Raw genomic sequence first — 25246 nt, 5'->3', positions numbered from 1 at the left:
TGGATGCGGGGGGGAAGGGGGCGCCTCAGCCCCGTCGTGACGCCTTTCCCGACGGGATGGGCAAGTTTTAGCCATGATAAATTATGTCTGTTTATCAATGACTTGCGATTGTCGGTCAGGTGGGCTTCACCTGGCTGCAACAGCACGTGTGACTGGGTTGACACTCTCGTGACGCTGTGCAAAACCCTTGCGCCGATTGACGCGGACCCCGCCCGTAGGCGGGAATTGTGTGATCCAGTTCTCAGTGCGAAAGCGTCAGCACGGCGCCCAGCACCAGTGCCCAAACCAGCAGCCAGACGTAACACCAGCCCACCGCAAGATATTTCAGGATGGTCATCGGCCAGCCCTGCCGGTAGATGCGCTTCTGCATCAGCAGCAGGTAGGTCGGCGCCCAGATCACCAGCGCCCATTCCAGCAGACGCACCGGACGCGTGGCCCATCCGGCGAACCCGGCCAGCCACCCCTCCAACAGCACCAGGCCCACGCCCAGCAGCAGCGCCAGGAACAGAAAGGCGTGGCTGTGCAGGGCGACGATCATGTGCTCCACGTAGAGCCGTCGCTTGAACACGTAGAACAGCTTCAGCAGCAGGGCGAACAGCGGCAGCATCAGGAACAGCACCTGCGGCAGCGAGGCGAACAGCTGCGCGGTCATGCGCTCCTTGGCCAACGCCCCGGCTTCGCCGCCAGAGGACAGCGCATCGACATTTGCGTGCATGTGTTCCAGCGACTGGGTCAGACGGCGATTGGCGAACGCCGGCAGCCAGCGCAGGTGCACGGGGTAGGCCTTGGAATCCCAGGCGGTGTTGAACGGATTGCTGGCATTGGCATCGGTGTGGTCACCGCTGTCAGCCTCCCTGGCCTTGTCGTCACCGGCCGGGTGCTGCTCTTTCCTCAGCTCGGCCAACCGGTTTGCCGCTTCGGTTCGCAGACGCGCCTCGCTGGCAGCGGCAGCGGCGATGCCCACCGCATTGGCGCCAGCGGCCTTGCGCGCAGCCTCCACCTTTGCCAGCTCGTTATCCAGGGCGCGTTGCACGCTGTCCGGCGAGTCGGCGTGTTCGAACGGCGTCGACAGCACCACGGCATGGCGCGGCAGGTCCTCGCCCCCTTCCATTGCGAAGTGGCACACCGCGAAGGCCAGCAGGCACAGCACGAACATCAGGCGGAACGGCGCGATGTAGCGCACCCGCCGGCCGGCGAAGTATTCCAGCGTGAGGAAGCCAGGCTTGAGCAGCAGCGGCGGCAGCGTGTGCAGGATGCGTCCGTCCACGTGCAGCACCATGTCCAGCGTGTCCTCCACCATGTGGTGCACCGGCTTGAGCACGCTGTGGATCGACTGCCCGCAGTGGTGACAGAACTCGCCCTGCATCGGCGTGCCGCAGTTGGCGCAGCGCACCTGGCTGACGTGGTCCAGCTCGTTCATGGATCGGCCCCTTGCCCCTGGAAGCGGCCGATGGTGTCACAAGCGCGCGAAACGATCAGCCGCGCCGTGTGCCTCGGCTAGAATGCGCGGCCCTGTCGACTGTTTCTGCCATGAACACCTTTCGCCCCGATCGCGCCAGGGTCGCCCACGAACTGACCGCCACGGTGCGCCTCGCCCTGCCGCTGGTGGCCGCCCAGCTGGCGGCGATCGGTTCCAACGTGATCGATGCGCTGCTGTCGGGCCACTACAGCACCCACGTGCTCGGCGCGGTCGCGGTGGGGGCGAACGTGTGGTCGCTGGCGATCGTCAGCGGCATCGGCCTGATGATGGCGGTGCCACCCTCGGTGGCGCAGCTCGATGGCGCCGGCCGGCGCCACGCGATCGGCCCGGTGTTCCGCCAGGCGCTGTGGCTGGCGCTGATCGCCGGCACGGTGCTTTGGTTCGCCGCGCGCCATGCCAGCCCCATGTTTGCGTGGATCGGGGTGGCGCCGGACCTGCGCGAGGACGTGGCCGCCTTTCTTGGCGCGATCAGCTGGGGCGCCCCGGCGCTCACCTGCTACTTCACCCTGCGCGGCTTGTCCGAAGGCCTGTCGCTGACCCGGCCGTCGATGTTCTTCAGCCTGGGCGGCCTGGTCCTGCTGGTGCCGCTGGGCTACGTGTTCATGTACGGCAAGCTCGGCCTGCCGCCGCAGGGCGCGCGCGGTTGCGGCATGGCCACGGCGCTGGTGCTGTGGCTGGAGCTGATCGCATTCGCGATCTATGTGCTGCGCCATCGCAACTATCGTGGGCTCGGGCTGCTCGACCATTTCGAAGGTCCCGACTGGCGCCGCATCGGCGAACTGCTGCATGTCGGCGTGCCGATGGCGGTGAGCCTCCTGGCCGAGGCCGGCCTGTTCGTCGCGGTCGCCTTGGGCATCAGTCGGCTCGGCGACGAGGTAGTGGCCAGTCATCAGGTCGCGCTCAACGTGGCGTCGCTGTTCTTCATGATCCCGCTGGGGCTGGCGATGGCGATCACCGTGCGGGTGGGCAACGCGGTCGGCCGCGGCGACGCGCGCGGCGTGCGCTATGCGGGGTTCTGCGGCATCGGGCTGAGCCTGGTCACCCAGCTGGTGTCGGCGGCCGTAATGTTCGGCGCCCCGCACTGGATCGCCGGGCTGTATACCAATGAGGCGAAGGTGGTGGATCTGGCCGCGCAGCTCCTGCTGCTGGCCGGGGTGTTCCAGTTTTCCGACGGCATCCAGGTCGCCTCCAACGGCGCACTGCGCGGCCTGAAGGACACCCGCGTGCCGATGGCGATCACCTTGTTCGCCTACTGGGTGGTCGGCATGCCGACCGGGTGGTGGCTGGCGTTCCATCAGGGACTGGGCGCGCGCGGCATGTGGATGGGCCTGATCGCCGGCCTGAGCGTGTCGGCGGTGATGTTGTTCACCCGCTTCTGGCGCAGCGCCTGGCGCCAGCGCTGGGTCAAGACGACGCAGCCTGACGACCCACACATGACCGCGCCGGTGCAAGCCGGTACGCTGCCGATCGATCCTTAATCCGCCTTTGCTCAGGATGGCTGCATGACCGCTTCGCGCCCCAACGGCTTCTGGGCCTTCCTCCGCGTTTTCGGGCGCGGGCTGAACGTGCTGCGGCTGGTCATCATCAACACGGTGTTCTTCGGCCTGCTGTTCATCGTGCTGCTGCTGGTGGCCGGCTTGTTCGCCGGGCGCCACGCCGGGCTGGGGCTGCAGGCCGATTCGGTGCTAGTGATCAAGCCGGAGGGGCGGCTGGTGGAGCAGTACAGCATCGCGCCGCTGCAGCGTGTGGTGTCGGGACTGTCCGGCAACGAGCCGAAGGAAGTGCAGGTGCGCGATCTGGTGCGCGCGATCGACGCAGCCGCCAACGACAAGCACATCACCCGCATCCTGTTGCTGCCCGACCAGCTGCAGGCCGGCGGCTTCGCCGCGCTGCGCGAGGTGGGCGCAGCGCTCGATCGCTTCCGCGCCGCCGGTAAACCGGTGATCGCCTGGGGCGTGAATTACGACCAGGGCCAGTACTACCTCGCATCTCATGCCGACCGCCTGCTGGTCGATCCGCAGGGCGGCGTGATGATCACGGGCCTGGCCAATTACCGGCTGTTCTACAAGGACCTGCTGGACAAGCTCGGCGTGCAGGTGCACCTGTTCCGCGTGGGTCAGTTCAAGAGCGCGGCCGAGCCGTACATCCTCGACCACGCCTCGCCCGAATCGAAGGAGGCCGACAGCTACTGGATGGGCGGGCTGTGGGACAACTACCTGGCCAGCGTCGCCAAGCGACGCAAGCTGGACCCGGCCACCCTGCGCAACGACATCGACCAGCTGCCGGACAACATCGGCCGCACTCATGGCAACCTCGCCCAGCTATCGCTGGACGAGCATCTGGTCGACGGGCTCGCCACCGAGGCCGATGTCGAGACGATGATGCGTCGCGAAGGCGTGCCGGCCGGCAAGCAGGGGCGTGGCTTCCGTGCCGTCAACCTGGCCGCTTATGTCGCGCAGCTGCCGGACGATACCGACGCGCTGTTCAAGCCCGGCGTGGCGGTGGTGGTGGCCGAGGGCGAGATCGCAGGCGGCAAGCAGCCGCAGGGCGAGATCGGTGGCGAATCCACCGCCGCACTGATCCGCGCCGCGCGCGAGGACAAGAAGACCAAGGCGCTGGTGCTCAGGGTGAACTCGCCCGGTGGCGAGGTGTATGCCGCCGAGCAGATCCGCCGCGAAGTGGAGCTGACCCGCAAGGCCGGCATTCCGGTGATCGTCTCGATGGGCGACGTGGCGGCCAGCGGCGGCTACTGGATCTCGATGAACGCCGATCGCATCTTCGCCGAGCCGAACACCATCACCGGCTCGATCGGCATCTTCGGCATGTACTACTCGATCCCCGACACGCTGGCCAAGCTCGGCGTGCAGAGCGACGGCGTGGCCACCGGGCCAATGGCCGGCGCGTTCGACATCACCCGGTCGCTGGATCCGCGCGTGGGGCAGGTGATCCAGGCAATCATCGACAAGGGCTACCACGACTTCGTCGGCGGCGTGGCCAAGGCGCGCGGCAAGGACTACGACGCGATCGACGCGATCGCCCAGGGCCGCGTGTGGACCGGCCAGCAGGCGCTGGACCGCGGGCTGGTCGACCAGCTCGGCGGGCTCGACAGCGCCATCGCCTACGCTGCGCAGCAGGCGAAGCTGGCCAAGGGTTTCCCGGTGCGTTACGTGGAGCAGCCGCTGGGCGGCTTCGAGCAGTTCATGGTGGGTCTCAACCAGAGCGCCACGGTGCGCATCGCGCAGAGCTACGGCCTGCATCTGCCGAGCTGGATGGCCGAGCTGCCGCGCGCCATGCCGGAGCTCAAGCTGCTGCGCAACGCTCGCGTCGGGCGACCCAACGTGTACGCCTACTGCTTCTGCGCGCCGCGCTGAGCGCGCCGTTTCGGCTCAGTCCGGTGCCAGCGTGGCGCGGTACCACCCGCCGCGCTGCTCCACCGTCACCGGTGCGTCGAACGCGGCGCTGAGCGGGCCATCGGCGAGGATCCGCTCGGGTGGTCCGTCGGCCAGCACCTGGCCGCGACGCAGCAGCACCACGCGGCCGATCTCCGGCAGGATCTCTTCCACGTGATGGGTCACCAGCAGCAGGGTGGTGCCGGCACGGGCCAGTGCGCGCAGCTGCTCGAGGAAGCTGCGCTGGGCGGTCATGTCCAATCCTGCGCAGGGTTCGTCCAGCAGCAATGCCTGCGGCCGGTGCACCAGCGCACGGGCGATCAGCACGCGCCTGGCCTCGCCGGTCGACAGGCTGGCCAGCGAGCGACCGGCCAGCTCCGACGCGCCGGCCCGCGCCAGCGCCTCGGCGGCGCGTTGGCGCATGGGCGCGGTCACGGTGCGGTTCCAGCTGTCGTGCGCCGCGAAGAAGGCCGACACCACCGCATCGCTGACCTCGACCCGCGCCTCACCGCCCAATTGCTGCTGCAGGGCCGGCGAGACGATGCCGAGCCGGCCGCGCAGGTCGGCGATGTTCCAGCGTTCCTGGCCGAACACGCGCACCGGTGGCGAATCGGACCGGGCCAGCGCATGCAGCTCGCGGGCGACCAGCTTCACCAGGGTCGATTTGCCCGAGCCGTTGCGACCGAGGATCGCGGTGTGTTCGCCGCAGGCCACGCGCAGGCTGAGCTGGTCGAGCGCGGGTCGTCCATCGCGCAGCACGGTCGCCCGGTCGATCTCCAGCAGCGCCTCGGCGCCGTCCGCCGATGGAGCATCGCGCGAAGCGCTCACTGCTCGGCGGCTTCCAGTTGCTTGCGCTGCTCGGCGGCCTGCTGATCGACGGTCTTCTGCACGTCCTTGGCGCGCTGCTCGTCCTTCTTCATGTCGTCCCACGGCGTGGCCACGCGCGCCGGCTTGGTCTCGGCCTGCGGGGCGGGCGGCTTGCCCGAGCACGCGGCGAGCAGCAGGGCGGAGGCGAGGGGGATCAACGCGGCGCGTGGCGACATGGCAGGAGGTCCGGAAGGGGCAGGGCCACGAGTGTCCTGCCGCGCGGCCGGTCGGGGCAAGGTGGCTGGCCCGGGTCCGCGCGGCCGTCTAAGCTCGGCGCATGAATACACGCATCGATGCATGGCAACTGCAGGGGCACACCGCGCTGGTGACCGGCGCCAGCAAGGGCATCGGCTACGCCACCGCGCGCGAGCTGGCCGGGCTGGGCGCCGATCTGCTGCTGGTGGCGCGCGACGAGGATTACCTCGAGCAGGTGCGCACCGAACTGGCCGACGACTTTCCCGGCATCAAGGTGCTGGCCTTCGGCGCCGACCTCACCGAGCCGGAGGAGCGCCTGGCGGTGTTCGACTGGATCGCGGATCTCGGCGCGCCGCTCTCGCTGCTGGTCAACAACGCCGGCGGCAACCAGCCGATGGCCACGCTCGACTACGCCGAGGACGACTATCGCGCGATCTTCGAACAGAACCTGTTCTCCGCCTTCGAGATGTGTCGCCTGGCCCACCCGCAACTGGTGCAGCACGCCCACGCGGCGATCGTGAACGTGGGCTCGGTGTCCGGCATCACCCACGTGCGCACCGGTTCGCCCTATGGAATGACCAAAGCCGCGCTGCACCAGCTCACCCGCAACCTCGCCGCCGAGTGGGCGGTGGACGGCATCCGGGTGAACGCGGTGGCGCCGTGGTACATCCGCACGCAGCGCACCGATGGCGCGCTGGCCGATCCGGATTACCTGGACGAAGTGCTCGACCACACCCCGCTGCGCCGCATCGGCGAGCCGGAGGAAGTGGCCGCGGCAATCGCCTTCCTGTGCCTGCCTGCGGCCAGCTACATCACCGGCCAGGTGCTGGCGGTGGATGGCGGCTTCGTCAACTACGGATTCTGAGCCCGGGGTTTGTCCACAGCGGCTGTGGATAGCTCGCGGACAAGTCTGTGGAGCGATGTCGCAAGCCCGCGCCGCACCGGCGTTTTCACCGGATTGATGACGCCCTCGCCAGCGGGCGCCGAGTTATCCCGCGTCGCCGGGGATGATCTGTGGACAAGCCTGTGGGTGAGCGGTCGTCGCGGCTGCGGTGGCGGCCACTTGCATCACTTTGCGTACGTTCTGCGCAGTGCGCTCAGCCGCCGCAGTTGCGCAGTTGCGCCTGCAGCTCTGCCTCGCGTTTCTCGAACGGCGCCTGTTCGCTCTTGAACGCCTGCTTCAGCTTGTGCTCGTTCTCGTCGTATTCGTCCTGCAGCGCCTCGCAGGTTTCCTCCGGGCCGAGCGCGCGGCACACGTCCTGCACCCACACGTAGTTGTTGGCCACCAGACCGCTGGTCACCTTGCCGCGATTGAGCTCGGGCGCGGAGGCGCCACCGCCGCCGCCGGGGCCATACACCGAGGCGAGCGGCGTCTGCACCGCGCCGAGCACACCGAACGGCGCCTGGTAGGGCTGCGGATCGCCGTTGCGGCTGAGGTAGGTCTTGCCGTCGGTGGCGCGCTGGCACTGGTACAGCACCGGCAGGGGCGCCGCAGGGGCGGTGGCGGCGCGCGGTGCGGTCGCGACATCGGCGGCAGCAGGCGCGGGTGCCGGCGGCTCTGCCGGGGTGGGAGCGGGTTGCCTATCCACCAGGTGGATCGACTGCTGCTTGTGCGCCCGCGGACAGGGCGCATCCTGATAGGTGACCGCGCCATTTGCGCCGGTGCACTTGTAGACGGTCTCGCCGATCGCCGACGTGGTGCCGGCAAGCAGCAGGCAACCGAAGATCAGGGCACGCAGGGAGGTCATGGGTGGTTGTGGTGTGTCCGGACCGCCGCTCAGAACTCGGCGACGTGCTCTTCGGCGGCAAAGCCCACGGTGAGTGCGCCTTCGCCCACGTTGACCATGCCGGTGATGCTCATCGGGGCGAGCATCAAGTCGACCTTGCACTCCTCGCAGGCGTCACGCAGTGCCTCATAACCCGGGAGCTTGGGCACGTCAGCCAGGTCGCCGCCGTAGCTCAGACACACGGCCGGCACCAGCAGGCCGGCGTGCACGCGCTTGATCACGTAGTCGAACAGCACCTCCACGCCATGCTCGAAGCCGCGCACCTTGCCCACCGGTCCGGTCTCGCCGCGGTAGGCGCGCAGCAGCGGCTTGATGTCCAGCGCCGATCCCATCACCGCGCTGAACAGGCCCACGCTGCGGTCGCCCTTGGTCTTGGCGCGCGCGCGCAGGTAGTAGAGGTCGCGCGGCAGCATGTAGCCGTAGGAGTTGTTGGCGATGTAGGTGAGCCGCTCGCGGATCGCCGCGGGCGTCTGGCCGGTCTTGAACAGGCGCGCGGCCTCCACGATCACCGGCGCGGAACCGGCGAATATCGAGCGCGTATCGATTACCCGCATCAGGAACGGGCCGGGCATCGTGGTCTGGTCGCGCACGTCGCGGTAGTGCTTGAGCACCGCGAAGCTGGCCTTGATCACGTGGTCGTTGATCGGGCTGCGCGTGGCGGTGATGGTGAGGCAGAACACGCAGTCCTTCTCGAGGACGAGCTTTTCCAGAAACAGCTTCTGCACGTCTTCCACCGAGCACGGCTCAGTGGACGCGGAGTGGCTGCGGCTGCCCATCTTCAGGTCGAAGAAGCGCTGGATTTCCGCCGGGTCGCGGTTGTCCTTGAACACGTCCTTGTCGATCTTCACGGCGATCGGCATCACCGCGATATCGTGCTCCTCGATGAAGGCCTGCGGCAGGTCGCAGGAGGCATCAATGGCCAGGCCCATTCGCATACGTGTCACCCTCCGGAAGGCGCGCCGAACATAACACGGGCCGTGATGCCGTGAACCAGCCCGCAAAGCGGCGTGCCGGCGACTTCCCGTTCCTCGGTTGTCGGCCATCGGTGGACGGGCCTTGAGCGTCCCCGCACCGCTGGCTGGCGGCGCCTCGTGGGCGCCCCTAGAATGGCGCACCGACTTTGGCATCGTGCCGGCGTGGCGTCGCCGGTAACGCGCGACGGACCCGTCGCGCCGACCCGCAGAGGTCCCATGAAGAACAAGCAAGAGATCGTCTCCAACTGGCTGCCGCGCTACACCGGCACGCCGCTGGAGCAGTTCGGCCAGCACATCCTGCTGACCAATTTCGGCCATTACGTGGAGCTGTTCGCGCAGTGGCACGGGGTGGAGGTGCAAGGCCGCGACCGGCCCATGCCCAACGCCACCGCCGACGGCATCACGTTGATCAACTTCGGCATGGGCAGCCCCAACGCGGCCACCGTGATGGACCTGCTCAGCGCGATCGAGCCCAAGGCGGCGCTGTTCCTGGGCAAGTGCGGCGGCCTGAAGAAGAAGAACGCGATCGGTGACCTGGTGCTGCCGATCGCCGCGATCCGCGGCGAGGGCACCTCCAACGACTACCTGCTGCCGGAAGTGCCGGCGTTGCCGGCGTTCCAGCTGCAGCGCGGCGTGTCCACGATGATCCGCGACCTCGGCTACGACTACTGGACCGGCACGGTGTACACCACCAACCGCCGCGTGTGGGAGCACGACGAGGCGTTCAAGGATTACCTGCGCCGCACCCGCTGCATGGCGGTGGACATGGAGACCGCCACCATCTTCGCCGCCGGCTTCGCCAACAAGATTCCCTGCGGCGCGCTGCTGCTGGTGTCCGACCAGCCGATGATCCCCGAAGGGGTAAAGACCGAGGCCAGCGACAAGCAGGTCACCGGCCAGTTCGTCGAGCGGCACATCCGCATCGGCATCGAGGCGCTCAAGCTGGTGCGCCGCCACGGCCGCAGCGTGAAACACCTGCGGTTCGAGGAGGAGATCGAGTAGCCGCCCGCGGTGCTGGACCCTTGAACGAAAAAGGCCACCGTGACGGTGGCCTTTTTTCTGTCCGCTTGGGCGGGCGATCGATCAGTAGCGCGGCACGCTCGGATCGATCTGCTCGGCCCAGGCGTCCATGCCGCCTTCCACGTTGTGCACGTTGCTGAAGCCGTGCGCGGCAAAGCGCTCGGCCACGCCGCGGCTGGACACGCCGTGGTGGCAGATGAAGGCAAGCGCGGTGTCCTTGGGCAACGCGGCGAGCGCGTCATAGCCCTCTTCCTCCAGCACGCGGGCCTGCGCCAGCGGCGCGGCCTGCGCGCGGCCGCTGGCCGGGCGCACGTCGATCAGGGTGATGTCGCCGGCCGCCAGGCGCTGCTGCAGTTCCTGCACGGTGAGCGACTTGATCTCCTGCGCGCCCGGGAACTTCAGGCTGAGGCCCTCGCCCTGCACCGTGGAAACCCAGTCGATCACGATGCCCTTGGCGCGCTGCGCGCTGGCCGGGTCGAAGTGGATCTCAAGCCCGTTCGACACCGCGACGATGTCGTGGTCGCCGGCCGGCGCCAGCTGGAAGCCGGCGCTGTGGTCCGGGCCGATCTCCAGGTGGATCGCCACGCCCTGCGCGTTGGCGGTGCCCTGGCGGATCATCTCGGCGGCCTTGTCGGTGATGGTGATCTCCGGCGGGGTGCGGTCTGGCGGCGCGGCGCCGAACAAGGTGTGCAGCTCGCCGCTGGTGTACATCTGGCGAATGATGTCCGAGCCGCCGACCAGCTCGCCGTCCACGTACAACTGCGGGATGGTGGGCCACTCGCCGTAGATCTTGATGCCTTCGCGGATCTCCGGATCTTCCAGCACGTTGACCGTGTGGTAGTCGCTCAGCAGCTCGTTGAGCGTGTTGGTGGCCGCGGCGGAAAAGCCGCACATCGGCTGCTGGCGGTTGCCCTTCATGAACAGCACGACGCGGTGCGCGTTGAGCAGGGACTGGATGCGGTCGCGGGTCGCGGGTGCAAGAGACATGCTGGTGTTCCGTGGGAAGGCGGGAGAGCGCTACATGGTAGCGCGGCGGCCCGGAGGCAAGCCTCTGTTGCAAAGTGACCAATGGTCATTTATAAATGACCCATGGTCATCAAAAAACCCACCCCGCTCGGCCCGCGCCGCCGCGCGGTCAGCGTCGACATGAAGGCGCAGCGTCGCGAGGAGATTCTCGCCGCCGCGCTGCGCCTGCTTGAGCGCCAGCCCTACGAGACGATCACGATGAGTGCCGTGGCCGCCGCCGGCGGCGTGGCCAAGGGCACCACGTATCTGTATTTCCCCACCCGCGAGGCTTTGTTTCTCACGCTGTTGGGCGAGAACTACCAGCGTTGGTTCGATGCGCTGGATGCCCGCTGCGCGCTGCCCGTGCGCGGTGCGCACGAATGGGCCGGCTGGACGGCGCGCGAACTGGCGGCGCGGCCGCTGTTCCTGCGTCTGGTGGCGGTGCTGCACGCAGTGCTGGAGACCAATGTGCCAGTGGCCGAGGTGCTCGCCTTCAAGCGCGCGCTGGCCGAGCGCGTGGAGCGCAGCGGTGCGGCCCTGGAGCAATCGCTGGGCCTGCAAGGCGGCGATGGCGCGCGCCTGCTGCTGTGGCTGCAGGCGGTGGTGCCGGGGCTGGCGCAGATGGCCGCGCCGCCAGCCCCGCTGCACGCCGCTCTGCGCAGCGATGCCGCGCTGTCCGGCTTCCTCATCGATTTCACCACCGAGCTGCAGGCCCTGTTGGCGACGGTGGTCCGCGGCATGCAGGGCGCTACGGAGTCGTCACCATGAGTGGTTCCCTCATCGGGCGCACTGCGCTCGTCACCGGCGCGTCGAGCGGGCTGGGCATCGAGTTCGCCCGCGACCTGGCCAGGCGGGGCGCCGCGGTGGTGCTGGCCGCGCGCAGCGAGGCGCCGATGCAGGCGCTCGCGAGCGAACTGCGCGCCACCGGCGCCACCGTGCACGTGCGCTGCGTCGATCTCGCCGACGCCGCGGCGCGCACCGCGCTGGCCGCTCAGCTCGAGGCCGAGGGCCTGGCCATCGACGTGCTGGTGAACAACGCCGGCTTCGGTGTGTTCGGTGCCTTCGCGGACACCGAGTGGGAGCGCCTGGACGCGATGCTGGCGGTGGACGTGGTGGCGCTGACCCACCTCACCCGGCTGTTCGTGCCGGCGATGAGGGCGCGCGGTTTCGGTCGCGTGCTGCAGGTGGCGTCCACCGGGGCGTTCCAGCCCACGCCCAGCTACGCGGCATATGCCGCCGCCAAGAGCTATGTGCTGGCGTTCTCGCACGCGCTGGACGTGGAGCTGCGCGGCAGCGGCGTGCGTTGCACCGTGGTGTCGCCCGGGGTAACCGCCACGCAGTTCCTCGCTGTCTCCGGCCAGCGCGCGACGTGGTATCAGCGCTTCACCCGCATGCAGGCGCCCGCGGTGGCGCGGCAGGGCGTGGAGGCCATGTTGGCCGGCCGCAGCGGCGTCATCACCGGCTGGGTCAATGCGCTGATGGCGCACGGTACGCGGCTGATGCCTCGCAACGTCGCCGCGCGAGTGGCAGGCGTGCTGATGCGCAACTGATCAGGCCGCCGGCCGCAGCTCGCCTAAATCACGCCGACGGCGCGCCAGCGGCGCCAGCGCCAGCGCCGCGGCTGGCGAGGGCAGCACCAGCTCGCGGCTGGCGCGGCCCAGCGCGGTGGGCTGTTCGCTCCAGTGGATCAGTTCCATCGCGCCGGTGTGGTCCTCCATCAGCGCGGTGCAGTGCTCCACCCAGTCGCCGTCGTTGAGGTAGAGCACGCCGTCCACCTCGCGCACCTGGCCGAAATGGATGTGCCCGCAGATGTGGCCGTCGAAGCCGCGCTCGCGGGCGTCGTCGGCCACGCGCTGCTCGTAGGCGCGGATGTATGCCAGCGCCTTGCGCACGTGCGATTTCACGATGATCGACAGCGGCAGGTAGGGCATGTCCATGCGTCGGCGCCATGCGTTGACGCGGCGGTTGCTCCAGCAGATGAAGCGATGCATCGCCTCGCCCAGATGCAGCATCCAGCCGCGGCCGATCTGCTCGGGATCGAACTCGTCACCGTGGCTGACCCGGTAGCGGCGCCCGTCGGCGCCTTCATGCACCGCATCCAGCGCGATCCGTACGCCGCCGAAATCCTGCCCCACCAGCCCGCGCAGCGCTGCGTCGTGGTTGCCTGGGAGGTAGGTCACCTCGACGCCGCGGCGGGCCATATCCAGCACTTCGGCGATCACCGCGCCGTGGTCGGCGTGCCACCACATGCGCTTGCCCAGCGCTTCCAGATCGATGATGTCGCCCACCAGGTACAGCCGCTCGCAGCGCAGCTGGCGCAGGAAGTCGAGCAGGTAGCGCGCCTTGCAGTCGGGCGTGCCCAGGTGGACGTCGGAGATGAAGGCGCTGCGGCAGCGAACGGTAGCCATGGCGGCGAGTCCCGGTGGTGATCCGGGGCACCAGTGTCGGTACGGCGGATCACCGCGCGATGGCGGCGAGGTTGCAGTGCGGTTGCCGCCGCCTCAGCGCAGGGCGCGGCGCGCGGCCGGCGCGATCCGCTCGACCCAGCGCGCGTACTGCCGGGCGTCCGGATGCAGGCCGTCGTCGGCCAGCTCGTCCGGATAGGCGCGCGAGAGGTCGGTGATGTCGACGAAGGCAATACCGGCCGCTTCGGCCGCGGTGCGTGCCAGCGCGTTGAAATGGTCCAGCGCCGCACCGATGGCCGCGGCATCGTGCCCGTGCTCGCGGGCGAAGCGAGTGACGCCCCAGTCGGGAATCGACACCACCAGCACACGCCCAGGCCGGTCGCCCGCCAGCGTCACTGCGCGCGCCAGCAGCTGGCCGAACTGGGCGATGTATTCCTCGGCGCTGCGGCCGCGGTACTGGTTGTTCACGCCGATCAGCAGGCTGACCAGGTCGAACGCCGGCGCCAGCTGCGCCTCGTCCATGCCGGCGGCAAGTTCGTCGGTGGTCCAGCCGGTGGTGGCGACGATGCGCGGTGGCGCCAGCGTGATGCCTTCCGCGATCAGCCGCTGCGCCAGTTGCACTGGCCAGCGGCCGGCCTCCGGCACACCCTCGCCGATGGTATAGGAGTCGCCCAGCGCAAGATGGCGCAGCGGCTGCGCCGCCTGATCGGATGCACTCATGCCAATGGGCGCTCAGCCGGCCGCGACGGCGCGCGACGATGCCTGCTCGGCGGCCATCTGGGCCAGCACGCGCTCGATCCGCACGAACACCTCGCGCAGTTCGTGCGGCTGCGGCAGCAGGGTGAGCCGGAACTGGCGGCTGGTGGGCACGTTGAAGCTGGCGCCCGGCACCACGAGCACCGATTCGCGCTCGAGCAGGCGCAGGGCGAAGTCGCCGTCGTCGAACACCGGCAGGCGATCGGCCCGCACCTCGGGGAAGGCGTACAGCGCACCCTCGGGCGCGGCCAGCTGCAGGTAATCGCTGGCCGCCACGCCCTCGATCACCGCCCGGCGCGCCTCATGCAGGCGGCCGCCGGGGGAGGTCAGCGCGTGGATGGTCGGCGCGCTCTCCAGCGCCGGCGCCACCGCCCACTGCGCGGTGGCGTTGGGGCACAGGCGCAGCGCGGCCAGCAATTGCAGCGCGTCGCGGTAGCCGGCGGTGCGCGACGGCTCGCCGGACAGGCTCATCCAGCCGATGCGGTAGCCGCAGGCGCGATGCACCTTCGACAGCCCGCCGAAGCTCAGGCAGGGCACGTCGCCGGCCACCTCGGCCAGTGGCTGGAACACCGCGCCGTCGTACAGGATCTCGTCGTAGATCTCGTCGCACAGCAACAGCAGCCGGTGCCGCGCGGCAATCGCCACCAGTTGCTCGAGCAGCGCCCGCGAGTACACCGCGCCAGTGGGATTGTTCGGGTTGATCAGCACCAGCGCGCGGGTGCGCGGCGTGACCAGGGCCTCGATCTCGGCCGGGTCCGGCTGATGGCCGTTCTCCGGCAGGCAGCGGTAATAGCGTGGCTTGCCCCCGTTGAGGATGGTGGCGGCGCTCCACAGCGGGTAGTCCGGGCTGGGGAGCAGCACCTCGTCACCCGGCTGCAGCAGCGCGCGCAGGCTGATGTCGATCAGCTCGCTGACGCCGTTGCCGATGAAGATGCGTTCGGCATCCACGCCTTGCGCGCCGCGTGCGCGCTGCTGGGCGGAGATGGCGGCGCGGGCCTCTTCCAGGCCCTGCTCGTGGCCGTAGGCCTCGCTGTCGCCCAGGTGCGTGGCGATCGCCTCGCGCAGGTGGGCGGGCGTGTCGAATCCGTAACGGGCCGGGTTGCCGATGTTGAGCTTGATGATCGGCCGACCCTCGGCCTCGAGCTCACGCGCACGGCGGGTCAGCGCGCCGCGAATTTCGTAGCGCACGTTCGCCAGGTGCGTGCTGGGTTTGATCGGGGCCAACGACGGGATTCCTTCGCTTTGCTGCACCGGCGCTTGCGGCCGGCAGTCGCAGCATGCTAGCAGCGTCGATGGTGCTCGTGGGGCCGTTTCCGGGTGAGATATCGGCCGGCGGCGGGGCAGGGCATAATCGGGCAACCATGAGCGATGCCCTGATCATCGAACGTCTGCGCCGCATCGGCTGGCGCGGAACCCGTCTGCCCGCCGACGGCCTGCGGCTCGCCCGCGTGGTGGCCCAGCACCGGGCCGGCTACGAACTGCACGATGGCGAGCACTTGTTCGGTGCGCAGCCGGCCGGCCATTTCCTCAAGCGCGGCCTGGATCCTTCGGCGCGCCCGGCAGTGGGTGACTTCGTGGAATTCGAGCCGGGCGCTCCGCCGCACATCCAGCAGGTGCTGGAGCGGCGCACGGTGCTGTCGCGCGCCGCCGCTGGCGAGCGCTACGAGCGGCAGATCATCGCCACCAACATAGACTACGTGCTGGTGCTCACCGGCCTGGACGGCGACTTCAACCCCGCGCGCATCGAGCGCTACCTCTCGCTGGTGGAGGATTCCGGCGCCCAGCCGGTGGTGCTGCTGAGCAAGCTCGACCTGCTCGACGACGCAGCCGAACGCCTGGCCGAGCTGCGCGCGCGCCTGCCGGGCACCACGCCGATCCACGCCCTGAACGGCAAAAGCCGCGACAGCGTCGAGCTGCTGTCGCCGTACCTGAAGCCGGGCGACAGCGCGGTGCTGGTGGGGTCCTCGGGCGCCGGCAAGTCGACACTCACCAACACTCTGCTCGGCACCGACAAGCTGGCCACCGGCGCCGTGCGCGCGCACGACAGCCGCGGCCGCCACACCACCACCCATCGCGCGCTGCTGCAGTTGCCCACCGGCGGCTGCCTGATCGACACGCCCGGCATGCGCGAACTCAAGCTCACCGGCGAGGAGAACCTCGACCTGTTCGCCGACATCGACGAGCTCGCCGAAACCTGCCGCTTCGCCGACTGCGGCCACGGCAGCGAGCCGGGCTGCGCCGTGCAGCGCGCGCTGGACAGTGGTGACCTCGCCCCGGAGCGCTGGCGCAACTACCTCAAGCTGCGCGACGAGCGCGAAGACCAGGCCGCCACGCTCGAGGCCCGCCTGCGCCGCCAGCGCGGCGGGCGCCCGATCGACCGCCCGCACGGCCATCGCGGCCAGCGCGAGCGGGACTGAGCGTGGACGCGCGCCCGGTCGTCGCCCCGGAACTTCAGCGCTACGCGAGCCTCGACCAGCGGCTGCTGGCCGCGGTGCGGCCGATCCGCATCCTGCCCACGGTGGCCTGGCCGGCGTCGCTGGAGGGCCGCATGATCGACGCCTACGCGACCGGTCGGCTGAGCCTGCCGGAGGTGTCGTACGTGCCACCGGATCTGTCCGCGGCGCGCGCCGAGCTGGCCGCGATCGAGCGCGAGGCCGGGCATGATGATCCGCTGGGCGAGTACCTGTGTCGCACTGCCGAATCCTGGCGGATCGCTGCGGAAATGCTCGAGGCCGTGGGTACGGCCGGGGTCACCGCGCCGTCGATCGTGCTGTACGGCCATCCGGGCGACCTCATTCCCGGCAGCAGCAAGAGCAACCTCGACGCGGCGCGCTATTTCGTGGAGCTCGCCGACGAACTGGGCGCCGACCTGCTGGCCGACGATGTCACCGCGGACATTCCCGCCGAGGTGCTGCGCGTCGACCTGGCGCAGACCCTGGACGGCTTCTTCGGCCCGGGCCTGATTGCGGTGGAAGTCGACGCCGAACTCACTGCCAAAGCGGCTGCCGGCGCCACCCGCATTCGCCTGCGTGGCGGCACTGCCTTCAGCGACTACGACCGCCATCAGCTTCTTGCGCACGAGGCCTTCGTGCACTCGCTCACCGCGCTCAACGGCCGTGCGCAGCCGCTGCTGACTTCGCTGGCCCGCACCTCGCCGCGGGTCACCGCCACCCAGGAAGGGTTGGCCGTGTTTGCCGAGCTGATGTCCGGCGCCATCGACATTTCGCGCCTCAAGCGCATCAGCCTGCGCATCCTGGCGATCGACATGGCGCTGCGCGGGGCGGATTTCGTCGAGGTCTACCGGTTCTTCCTGGAGCGCGGACAGAGCGTGGCTGACAGCTTCCACTCGACGCAGCGAGTGTTCCGCGGTGTGCCGCTGACCGGCGGCGCGGTGTTCGCCAAGGACAACGTGTATCTGGCTGGCCTGCTGGCCGTACACACGTTCTTTCGCTGGGCGCTGAAGCAGCGGCGGATGGACCTGCTGCGCCATCTGTTTGCCGGCAAGCTGACGCTGCACGACGTGGTGGCGCTGGAGCCGCATTTCGCCTCCGGGGCGATCGCTCCGCCGCGCTGGCTGCCGCCATGGATGCAGCACGTGCATGGCCTGGCCGGCAAGCTGGCGTTCTCGCTTTTCGCCAATCGCATCCACATGGGCCGGGTGCAGGCGGAGGAGCTCTCGCTCGGCCTGTGAAACACCGCGGCAATGTGGCGCCGGACAGCGGTCGGTGCGGTGCGCGGTGCTACCATTTGGCCTCTTCGCAGCTCTGGATCATCGACTCGTCCCATGGCCAATCCCCCCGAGGAACTCAAGCACGCCGCGCTCGAATACCACCGGCTGTGCCCGCCCGGCAAAATCAAGGTCAGCGCGACCAAGCCGATGGTTACCCAGCGCGACCTGGCACTGGCCTACTCGCCCGGCGTGGCCTACGCCTGCGAGGCGATCGTGGAGGATCCGCACGCGGCCAGCCAGCTCACCGCCCGCGGCAACCTGGTGGCGGTGATCACCAACGGCACCGCGGTGCTCGGCCTGGGCGACATCGGCCCGCTGGCCGGCAAGCCGGTGATGGAAGGCAAGGGCGTGCTGTTCCAGAAGTTCGCCGGCATCGACGTGTTCGACATCGAGTTGAACGAGCGCGACCCGGACAAGCTGGTCGATATCATCGCCGCGATGGAGCCGACCTTCGGCGGCATCAACCTCGAGGACATCAAGGCGCCGGAGTGCTTCATCGTCGAGCGCAAGCTGCGCGAGCGGATGAAGATTCCGGTGTTCCACGACGACCAGCACGGCACCGCGATCATCGTCGGTGCTGCGGTACTCAACGCGCTGGAAGTGGTCGGCAAGAAGATCGAGGACGTGAAACTCGCCACCGCCGGCGCCGGTGCGGCCGGCATTGCCTGCCTCGACATGCTGGTGGCGCTGGGGCTGAAGCCCGAGAACATCCTGGCCTTCGACCGCGACGGCGTGATCTACACCGGCCGCGAGCACCTGGACCCGGACAAGGCGCGCTACGCGCGAGACACCGACAAGCGCACTCTGGCCGAGATCGTGGCCGGTGCGGACGTGTTCCTGGGTCTCTCGGCCGGCGGCATCCTCAAGCCGGAGATGGTCGCCACGATGGCGGACAAGCCGGTGATCCTGGCGCTGGCCAATCCGAACCCGGAGATTTCCCCGGCGGACGCCAAGGCGGTACGCCCGGACTGCATCATCGCCACCGGGCGCTCGGACTATCCGAACCAGGTCAACAACGCGCTGTGCTTCCCGTACATCTTCCGCGGCGCGCTGGACGTGGGCGCCACCGGCATCAACGAGGCGATGAAGCTCGCCTGCGTGCGCGCGATCGCCCAGCTGGCACGCGAGGAGGCGGCCGATCTGGCCGGTGCGTACGGCGAGGAGATTCCCTCGTTCGGCGCGGAGTACCTGATCCCGCGCCCGTTCGATCCTCGCCTGCTGGTGATGCTGGCGCCGGCGGTGGCGCAGGCGGCGATGGAATCGGGCGTGGCCACGCGGCCGATCGCCGATATGGACGCCTACCGCGAGAAGCTCGGCCAGTTCATCTATCGCACCAGCCTGCTGATGAAGCCGGTGTACGAGCGCGCGCGCGGCGACTGCAAGCGCGTGGCCTACGCCGAAGGCGAGGAAGAAGTGGTGCTGCGTGCGGTGCAGACGGTGGTGGACGAGCGCCTGGCGTTCCCGATCCTGATCGGTCGCCCGGACGTGATCCACACCCGCATCCAGCGCCTCGGCCTGCGCCTGCGCGAGGGCGTGGATTTCGAGCTCACCAACATCAACGACGATCCGCGCTTCAACGATTACTGGCAGCAGTACCACGCGCTTACCGAGCGCCGCGGCGTGTCGCCGGCGGCGGCGAAGAACCTGCTGCGTTCGCGCTCCACCCTGATCGCGGCGCTGATGGTCGAACGCGGTGAGGCCGATGCGCTGATCTGCGGCCTGGTGGGGCGATTCCACAAGAAGCTCGGCTACCTGCGCAGCGTGTTCGACCTCGATCCGGGCGTGCAGTGCACCTCGGCGATGACCGGCGTGATCAACGACCGCGGCGCCTGGTTCTTCGTCGACACCCACGTGCAGGTCGATCCCAGCGCCGAGCAGATCGCCGAGGCCACGCTGCAGGCCAGCTACCGCCTGAAGCTGTTCGGCATCGAGCCGAAGGTGGCGCTGCTTTCGCACTCCAACTACGGCAGCCACGACAACCCCAGCGCGGCGAAGATGCGCAAGGTCTACCAGATCCTCAAGGCGCGCTATCCCAAGCTCGAGGTGGACGGCGAGATGCAGGCCGACACCGCCTGGGACGAGACGCTGCGCCAGCGCATGTTCCCGCATACCACGCTCACCGGCCGCGCCAACCTGTTCGTGATGCCCAACCTGGACGCCGCCAACATCACCTACAACATGGTGCGGGTGATGACCGACGGCGTCGCGATCGGCCCGATCCTGATGGGCGTGGACAAGAGCGCGCACATCCTCACCCCGGCCTCCACCGCCCGCCGCGTGGTCAACATGACCGCCGTGGCCGCGGTGGATGCGCAGATCCGTGCCGCGCAGAGCGAGCGGCGCGGCTGATCGATGCAGCGGCGCGGCTGGCCTGCGCCGCTGCCGCCAGGGACGGCGGGATGAGCCCATGCGCGAGCGCATGGACGTCCATTTGGCGGCCGCCTCGCGCGGCCGCTAAACTCGAACATTGCTGCACCGCACCCCCGGCGATGCATCCCCCTTTCAGGCGCGCCTCCCCGGCGCCGCGGAGACCTTCATGGATCAGCTCGACGACATCCTCCACCAGGACATCGACCCCACCGAAACAAAAGAGTGGATCGAATCGCTCAATGCGGTGATCAGCCACGACGGCACCGAACGCGCGCATTACCTGCTGGAGAAGATGGTCGACTCCACGCGTCGCGCCGGCGGCTACCTGCCGTTCGACCCGACCACCGAGTACGTCAACACCATCGCGCCGCAGAACGAGGCGAAGATGCCGGGCGACGCCACCATGGAATGGCGCATCCGCAGCCTGATCCGCTGGAACGCAATGGCGATGGTGGTGCGCGCCAACCGCAAGCCGGGCGAGCTGGGCGGCCACATCGCCAGCTTCGCCTCCTCGGCCACACTGTACGACGTGGGCTTCAACCACTTCTGGCGTGCCCCCAGCGCCGACCACCCCGGTGACCTGGTGTTCCATCAGGGCCATTCCAGCCCGGGCGTGTATGCGCGTTCCTTCCTCGAAGGCCGCATCGCCGAAGAGCAGATGGATCTGTTCCGCATGGAAGTGGCGGGCAAGGGCCGTGGCCTGTCGTCCTATCCGCACCCGTGGCTGATGCCGGACTACTGGCAGGTGCCGACGGTGTCGATGGGCTTAGGTCCGATCCAGGCGATCTACCAGGCGCAGTTCTGGAAGTATCTCGAGCATCGCGGCCTGATCCCCAAGAGCGACCGCAAGATCTGGTGCTTCATGGGCGACGGCGAGACCGACGAGCCGGAGAGCCTGGGCGCGATCTCGCTGGCCGGCCGTGAGGGCCTGGACAACCTGATCTTCGTGATCAACTGCAACCTGCAGCGCCTGGATGGCCCGGTGCGCGGCAACGGCAAGATCATCCAGGAGCTGGAAGGCGTGTTCCGTGGCGCCGGTTGGAACGCCATCAAGGTGGTCTGGGGCAGCTACTGGGATCCGCTCCTGGCACGCGACACCTCCGGCACACTGCGCAAGCTGATGATGGAAACCGTCGACGGCGAGTACCAGGCGTGCAAGGCGTTCGGCGGCAAGTACACGCGTGAACACTTCTTCAACAAGTACCCGGAAACCGCGCAGCTGGTCGCCAACCTGTCCGACGACGACATCTGGCGCCTCAATCGCGGCGGCCACGACCCGCACAAGGTCTACGCCGCCTATCACTCGGCGGTGAACACCAAGGGCATGCCCACGGTGATCCTGGCCAAGACGGTCAAGGGCTACGGCATGGGCGCGGCGGGCGAGTCGCAGAACCCCACCCACCAGCAGAAGAAGCTGGACGCCGACGCGGTGCGCCACTTCCGTGACCGCTTCAACATTCCCGTGTCGGACGACAAGCTCGGCGACGTGCCGTACTTCCATCCGGGCAAGGATTCTCCGGAAGTGCAGTACATGCTCGAGCGCCGTGCCGCGCTGGGCGGTTCGCTGCCGCAGCGTCGCCGCAAGGCCGATGCGAAGCTCAAGGCGCCGGAGCTGTCCGCGTTCGAGCAGATCACCAAGGGCACCGGCGAGCGCGAGATCTCCACCACCATGGCGCTGGTGCGCGGCATGAACCTGCTGCTGCGCGACAAGCAGCTGGGCGAGCGCGTGGTGCCGATCGTGGCCGACGAGGCGCGCACGTTCGGTATGGAAGGCATGTTCCGCCAGATCGGCATCTACGCGCCGTTCGGCCAGAAGTATCGCCCGCAGGACGCCGACCAGCTGCTGTACTACCGCGAAGACCAGAAGGGCCAGGTGCTGCAGGAAGGCATCTCGGAAGCCGGCGGCATGGGCGCGTGGATGGCGGCGGCCACCAGCTACAGCATCTCCAACGTGGCGATGCTGCCGTTCTTCATCTACTACTCGATGTTCGGCTTCCAGCGCATCGGCGACCTGTGCTGGGCGGCGGGCGACATGCGCGCGCGCGGCTTCCTGGTGGGCGGTACCGCCGGGCGCACCACGCTCAATGGCGAGGGCCTGCAGCACGAGGACGGCCACTCTCACCTGATGTCCGGTGCGATCCCCAACGTAAAGTCCTACGACCCCACCTTCTCCTACGAGGTCGCGGTGATCCTGCAGGACGGCACGCGCCGGATGATGCAGGAGCAGGAAGACATCTATTACTACCTGACCGTGATGAACGAGAACTACCAGCACCCGGACATGCCGGCCGGTTGCGAGGACGGGATCATCAAGGGCATGTACCTGTTCCGCGACTGCGGCATGTCGACCAACGGGAATGGAAAGGGCAAGGGCAAGGCGAAGGCGCCGTGCGTGCAGTTGCTGGGCTCGGGCACGATCCTGCGTGAGGTGATCGCCGCCGCCGAGCTGCTGGAGAAGGATTTCGGTGTGCATGCCGACATCTGGTCTTGCCCCAGCTTCATCGAGCTGCGTCGCGACGGTTTCGATGCCGAGCGCTGGAACCGCCTGCATCCGGAAGCCGAGCAGCGCGTGCCGTACGTCACCGGCCTGCTGCAGGATCGTGCCGGTCCGGTCATCGCCGCCACCGACTACGTGCGCGAGTTCGCCGACCAGATCCGCGCGTTCATTCCCGAGGGCAAGCGCTACACGGTGCTCGGTACCGACGGCTTCGGCCGTTCGGACACTCGCGCCCACCTGCGTGATTTCTTCGAGGTGGACCGCTACTGGATCGCCCACGCCGCGCTGGCGTCGCTGGCGAAGGACGGCCTGGTCAACGCCAAGGACGTGGCGCGGGCGATCAAGGAGTACAAGCTCGATCCGGAGAAGCCGAACCCGCTCACCGTCTGAGCGGTGCGGTCGCTTCAGCAAAAAAAGCCCGCCGTATGGCGGGCTTTTTTATCCCAAGCAGTCTGGAGAGACTGTGACCGCGGCGCTCAGTCTTCGTCGCGGCCGCCGAACGCCCTGCGCAGCAGCAGGAAGGCGCCGATGGTGCCGGCCACGATCGCCACCGTGGCGGCCGGGTGACGATTCACCTGGCGCCGCAGCCGGCGGTACTGGTAGTTCGCCTCGTCCGCGAAATCCTCGGCCGCCCGGCCGATCTGGCGACGGTAGCTGTCGCTGTGCTTGCCGAAACGGCTGGTGGCGCGGCGGCCACGCTCGACCAGGTCGTGGGCAGTGCCTGCGGCGCCGTTGGCTACCTGGCGCATGTGGTCACTCACGCGCTCGGTGGTTTCGTGCAGGCTGCGTTCGATGTCGCGGGTACGGCTCATGGCGGTGAACTCCTTGCATGGCGCGGCCCGCGCTGCGGGCCTGTCGAGGGGTCGTGGGCCAATACTGTGCCCCGCGATGCGTGACAACTGCGTCGAAGGGCGCTGGCCCCCTGCCAGGCATTCAGCTGGCAGCTCAGCCCAGCCGGTAATCGCCGCCGGCCGCCAGCGCGCGTTGGTACGCCGGGCGGGCATGGATGCGCGCGAGGAAGTCCACCAGCCGCGGGTGCCGCTGGGCGCTCAGCCCGCCGCGCGCGGCGGCCGCTTCCAGCGGAAAGCTGAGCTGGATGTCCGCGGCGCTGAACCCCTCGCCGCCGAACCATTCGCTCGCTCCCAGCTCGCCTTCCAGGTAATCCAGGTGCAGCGCGATCTGCGGATCGACAAAGCGCGCCTGCACCTTGGTCGCGATGCTACGGGCCACCGGCCGGGCGAAGAACGGCGCCGGCGTGCGGGCCACTCGCTGGAACACCAGCTTGAGCAATAGCGGCGGCATCGCTGAGCCCTCGGCGTAGTGCAGCCAATAGTTCTGCCGCAGGCGCTCGGGCGTACCGTGCGGGGCGAGCAGGTCGCCGTGGCCATAGCGGTCGGCGAGGTACTCGACGATCGCGCCGGACTCGGCCACGGTCAGCCCATCGTCGGTGATCACCGGCGACTTGCCCAGCGGATGCACGGCGCGCAGCTCCGGCGGAGCCAGCATGGTCTTCGCGTCGCGCTGGTAGCGCTTGATCTGGTAGGGAACGCCCAGTTCTTCGAGCAGCCAGAGGATGCGCTGCGAGCGCGAGTTGTTGAGGTGGTGGAGGGTGATCATGTAGAGCCCTTGGCCGATCGAGGGCGGCGCTTGTGTTCGAACAGAAGATCGCGATCCCAGGGTGGATGGTCGCCGAAGTTCTCAGCCAGAAAATGGATGAAGGCGTTGACCCGTGGGGGCACCAGATGTCGCTGTGGAGTCACGGCATAGATGCCTGTGTCGCGCAGTGGATAGTCGGGAAGCACGGCCACGACACGGCCTGCTCGCAGGTCATCACCGATGTGCCAAGTGGAATGCTGCGCGATGCCGAATCCGTTCAGGACCGCGTCGCGCAGCAGCTCGCCGTGGTTGCTCTCGAAGCGGCCGCCCACGCGTACTGAAACCGGCTTGCCATCGATACCTGTCAATTGCCACACATCCTGTCGGCCCTGGCTGCCGAAAAGGCGCAGGCACTGGTGCCCGGCGAGATCGGCCGGCGTCTTTGGCGTGCCGTGTCGGGCGAGGTACGCCGGCGAGGCGCACAGCACACGGCGGTTCACGGCCAGGCGTCGCGCCACCAGCCGCGAATCCGCCAGTTCGCCGATGCGTACGGCCAGGTCCAGCCCCGCGCCGACCAGATCGATCACCTGGTCGGTGAGGTCCACGCTGACCCGCACCTGTGGATGTCGTGCCATGAACATCGCCATAAGTGGCGAGAGGTACCGGCTGCCGAACGAGGCCGGTGCGGTCAGACGCAGTGTGCCGCTGACCCGGACGCCATCCTGGCGCAGGGCGTCGGCCAGCGCCTCCAGGTCCTCGATCAGAGGCCGCCCCTGCTCGGCAAGCTGCAACCCCTCCGGAGTCGCGCGCAACTGGCGGGTGGTGCGATGCAGGAGACGTACGCCGAGTTCAAGCTCCAGGCGCTTCAGTCGCTTGCTGGCGACCGCTACCGACAACCCCAGTTCGCGGGCGGCCGCACTGATCGAGCCGAGGTCGAGCACGCGGAGGAACAGGGCGATGTCATCGGTATGTCGCATTATCAAAAAAAAGTTGAAGAAGCCTGTCGCGCCTGATGGTTGGAGGAGAGTATCCGGATGCTTAGGCTGTCGCATCCCGCTTTGACAGGAGGGCACGTGAATTCGCCTGATGTCAGGTTGCCATGCAGGCACGGCATGCATCGAATGCGGCTAATCCAATCGTTCACCGCGGCTCGCCAAGCCTTGGCCCATGCACAT

22 protein-coding genes are annotated in these 25246 nt (G+C 68.5%); 10 read left to right on the top strand and 12 right to left on the bottom strand.

From position 1 onward, the window contains the following. Nucleotides 1-241: 241 nt before the first annotated feature. Complete coding sequence (locus ACTHJF_RS15875) at nucleotides 242-1420, bottom strand: DUF3667 domain-containing protein (protein WP_440267962.1); 1179 nt, start codon at nucleotides 1418-1420, stop codon at nucleotides 242-244. A gap of 110 nt (nucleotides 1421-1530) precedes the next feature. Between ACTHJF_RS15875 and ACTHJF_RS15870 the strand changes: the two genes are divergently transcribed. Further along, nucleotides 1531-2958 carry an MATE family efflux transporter gene (locus ACTHJF_RS15870; RefSeq protein ID WP_440267961.1) on the top strand — a complete coding sequence of 476 codons (1428 nt, stop codon included), beginning with the start codon at nucleotides 1531-1533 and terminating at the stop codon, nucleotides 2956-2958. A gap of 24 nt (nucleotides 2959-2982) precedes the next feature. Then, nucleotides 2983-4851: a signal peptide peptidase SppA gene (gene sppA, locus ACTHJF_RS15865; protein WP_440267960.1), complete on the top strand. Its 1869-nt coding sequence runs from the start codon at nucleotides 2983-2985 to the stop codon at nucleotides 4849-4851. A gap of 15 nt (nucleotides 4852-4866) precedes the next feature. On the opposite strand, the gene ACTHJF_RS15860 is transcribed toward sppA, so the two are convergent. Continuing rightward, entirely contained in the window at nucleotides 4867-5697 is an 831-nt protein-coding gene (locus ACTHJF_RS15860) for an ABC transporter ATP-binding protein (RefSeq protein WP_440267959.1), read from the bottom strand. Further along, nucleotides 5694-5912: a hypothetical protein gene (locus tag ACTHJF_RS15855; protein WP_440267958.1), complete on the bottom strand. Its 219-nt coding sequence runs from the start codon at nucleotides 5910-5912 to the stop codon at nucleotides 5694-5696. The genes ACTHJF_RS15860 and ACTHJF_RS15855 overlap by 4 nt, the downstream gene beginning before the upstream one ends. Before the next feature lie 101 nt (nucleotides 5913-6013). Between ACTHJF_RS15855 and ACTHJF_RS15850 the strand changes: the two genes are divergently transcribed. Further along, nucleotides 6014-6796: an SDR family oxidoreductase gene (locus ACTHJF_RS15850; protein ID WP_440267957.1), complete on the top strand. Its 783-nt coding sequence runs from the start codon at nucleotides 6014-6016 to the stop codon at nucleotides 6794-6796. Between the two features lie 232 nt (nucleotides 6797-7028). Here the strand turns inward: ACTHJF_RS15850 and ACTHJF_RS15845 are convergent, their stop codons facing one another. Next, the gene (locus ACTHJF_RS15845; protein WP_440267956.1) at nucleotides 7029-7679 is read right to left on the bottom strand and encodes a DUF4124 domain-containing protein; all 651 of its coding nucleotides are present in this window, start codon (nucleotides 7677-7679) and stop codon (nucleotides 7029-7031) included. A gap of 29 nt (nucleotides 7680-7708) precedes the next feature. Next, nucleotides 7709-8653: a DegV family protein gene (locus ACTHJF_RS15840; RefSeq protein ID WP_440254409.1), complete on the bottom strand. Its 945-nt coding sequence runs from the start codon at nucleotides 8651-8653 to the stop codon at nucleotides 7709-7711. Between the two features lie 255 nt (nucleotides 8654-8908). Between ACTHJF_RS15840 and ACTHJF_RS15835 the strand changes: the two genes are divergently transcribed. After that, nucleotides 8909-9694, top strand: coding sequence for an AMP nucleosidase (locus tag ACTHJF_RS15835; protein WP_431634572.1), 786 nt, complete (start codon nucleotides 8909-8911; stop codon nucleotides 9692-9694). Between the two features lie 81 nt (nucleotides 9695-9775). On the opposite strand, the gene grxD is transcribed toward ACTHJF_RS15835, so the two are convergent. After that, entirely contained in the window at nucleotides 9776-10699 is a 924-nt protein-coding gene (grxD, locus tag ACTHJF_RS15830; RefSeq protein WP_440267955.1) for a Grx4 family monothiol glutaredoxin, read from the bottom strand. Nucleotides 10700-10801: 102 nt separating this feature from the next. Here grxD and ACTHJF_RS15825 point away from each other — a divergent pair, with 102 nt between their 5' ends. Together ACTHJF_RS15825 and ACTHJF_RS15820 are read left to right on the top strand one after the other, a co-directional pair. Continuing rightward, the gene (locus ACTHJF_RS15825) at nucleotides 10802-11485 is read left to right on the top strand and encodes a TetR family transcriptional regulator (protein ID WP_440267954.1); all 684 of its coding nucleotides are present in this window, start codon (nucleotides 10802-10804) and stop codon (nucleotides 11483-11485) included. Continuing rightward, entirely contained in the window at nucleotides 11482-12267 is a 786-nt protein-coding gene (locus ACTHJF_RS15820) for an SDR family NAD(P)-dependent oxidoreductase (RefSeq protein ID WP_440267953.1), read from the top strand. The genes ACTHJF_RS15825 and ACTHJF_RS15820 overlap by 4 nt, the downstream gene beginning before the upstream one ends. Here the strand turns inward: ACTHJF_RS15820 and ACTHJF_RS15815 are convergent, their stop codons facing one another. From ACTHJF_RS15815 to ACTHJF_RS15805, 3 genes are all read right to left on the bottom strand, one after another. Further along, nucleotides 12268-13125, bottom strand: a complete 858-nt coding sequence (locus ACTHJF_RS15815) for a UDP-2,3-diacylglucosamine diphosphatase (protein ID WP_440267952.1) — start codon at nucleotides 13123-13125, stop codon at nucleotides 12268-12270. 93 nt (nucleotides 13126-13218) lie between these two features. Then, nucleotides 13219-13842 (bottom strand): SGNH/GDSL hydrolase family protein, encoded by a 624-nt coding sequence (locus tag ACTHJF_RS15810; protein WP_440267951.1) that lies wholly within the window; start codon nucleotides 13840-13842, stop codon nucleotides 13219-13221. Nucleotides 13843-13854: 12 nt separating this feature from the next. Beyond that, nucleotides 13855-15102, bottom strand: coding sequence for an aminotransferase class I/II-fold pyridoxal phosphate-dependent enzyme (locus ACTHJF_RS15805; RefSeq protein ID WP_440267950.1), 1248 nt, complete (start codon nucleotides 15100-15102; stop codon nucleotides 13855-13857). 137 nt (nucleotides 15103-15239) lie between these two features. On the opposite strand from ACTHJF_RS15805, the gene rsgA reads away from it, so the two are divergent. From rsgA to aceE, 4 genes are all read left to right on the top strand, one after another. Beyond that, complete coding sequence (gene rsgA, locus ACTHJF_RS15800; protein ID WP_440267949.1) at nucleotides 15240-16295, top strand: ribosome small subunit-dependent GTPase A; 1056 nt, start codon at nucleotides 15240-15242, stop codon at nucleotides 16293-16295. Beyond that, entirely contained in the window at nucleotides 16292-17569 is a 1278-nt protein-coding gene (locus ACTHJF_RS15795) for a flavohemoglobin expression-modulating QEGLA motif protein (protein ID WP_440268166.1), read from the top strand. The genes rsgA and ACTHJF_RS15795 overlap by 4 nt, the downstream gene beginning before the upstream one ends. A 93-nt stretch (nucleotides 17570-17662) precedes the next feature. Further along, nucleotides 17663-19957 (top strand): NADP-dependent malic enzyme, encoded by a 2295-nt coding sequence (locus ACTHJF_RS15790; protein ID WP_440267948.1) that lies wholly within the window; start codon nucleotides 17663-17665, stop codon nucleotides 19955-19957. A gap of 187 nt (nucleotides 19958-20144) precedes the next feature. Further along, the gene (gene aceE / locus ACTHJF_RS15785; RefSeq protein WP_440267947.1) at nucleotides 20145-22865 is read left to right on the top strand and encodes a pyruvate dehydrogenase (acetyl-transferring), homodimeric type; all 2721 of its coding nucleotides are present in this window, start codon (nucleotides 20145-20147) and stop codon (nucleotides 22863-22865) included. An 86-nt stretch (nucleotides 22866-22951) separates the two neighbouring features. Here the strand turns inward: aceE and ACTHJF_RS15780 are convergent, their stop codons facing one another. From ACTHJF_RS15780 to ACTHJF_RS15770, 3 genes are all read right to left on the bottom strand, one after another. Further along, entirely contained in the window at nucleotides 22952-23287 is a 336-nt protein-coding gene (locus tag ACTHJF_RS15780; RefSeq protein ID WP_440267946.1) for a hypothetical protein, read from the bottom strand. 133 nt (nucleotides 23288-23420) lie between these two features. Continuing rightward, nucleotides 23421-24092, bottom strand: coding sequence for a glutathione S-transferase family protein (locus ACTHJF_RS15775; protein WP_440267945.1), 672 nt, complete (start codon nucleotides 24090-24092; stop codon nucleotides 23421-23423). Next, nucleotides 24089-25048, bottom strand: coding sequence for a LysR family transcriptional regulator (locus ACTHJF_RS15770; protein WP_440268165.1), 960 nt, complete (start codon nucleotides 25046-25048; stop codon nucleotides 24089-24091). The genes ACTHJF_RS15775 and ACTHJF_RS15770 overlap by 4 nt, the downstream gene beginning before the upstream one ends. Nucleotides 25049-25246: the final 198 nt, after the last annotated feature.

The organism is Dyella sp. (assembly GCF_051962475.1).
GTDB lineage: Bacteria > Pseudomonadota > Gammaproteobacteria > Xanthomonadales > Rhodanobacteraceae > Dyella_A.
This window is presented reverse-complemented; position numbering and strand designations above follow the sequence as displayed.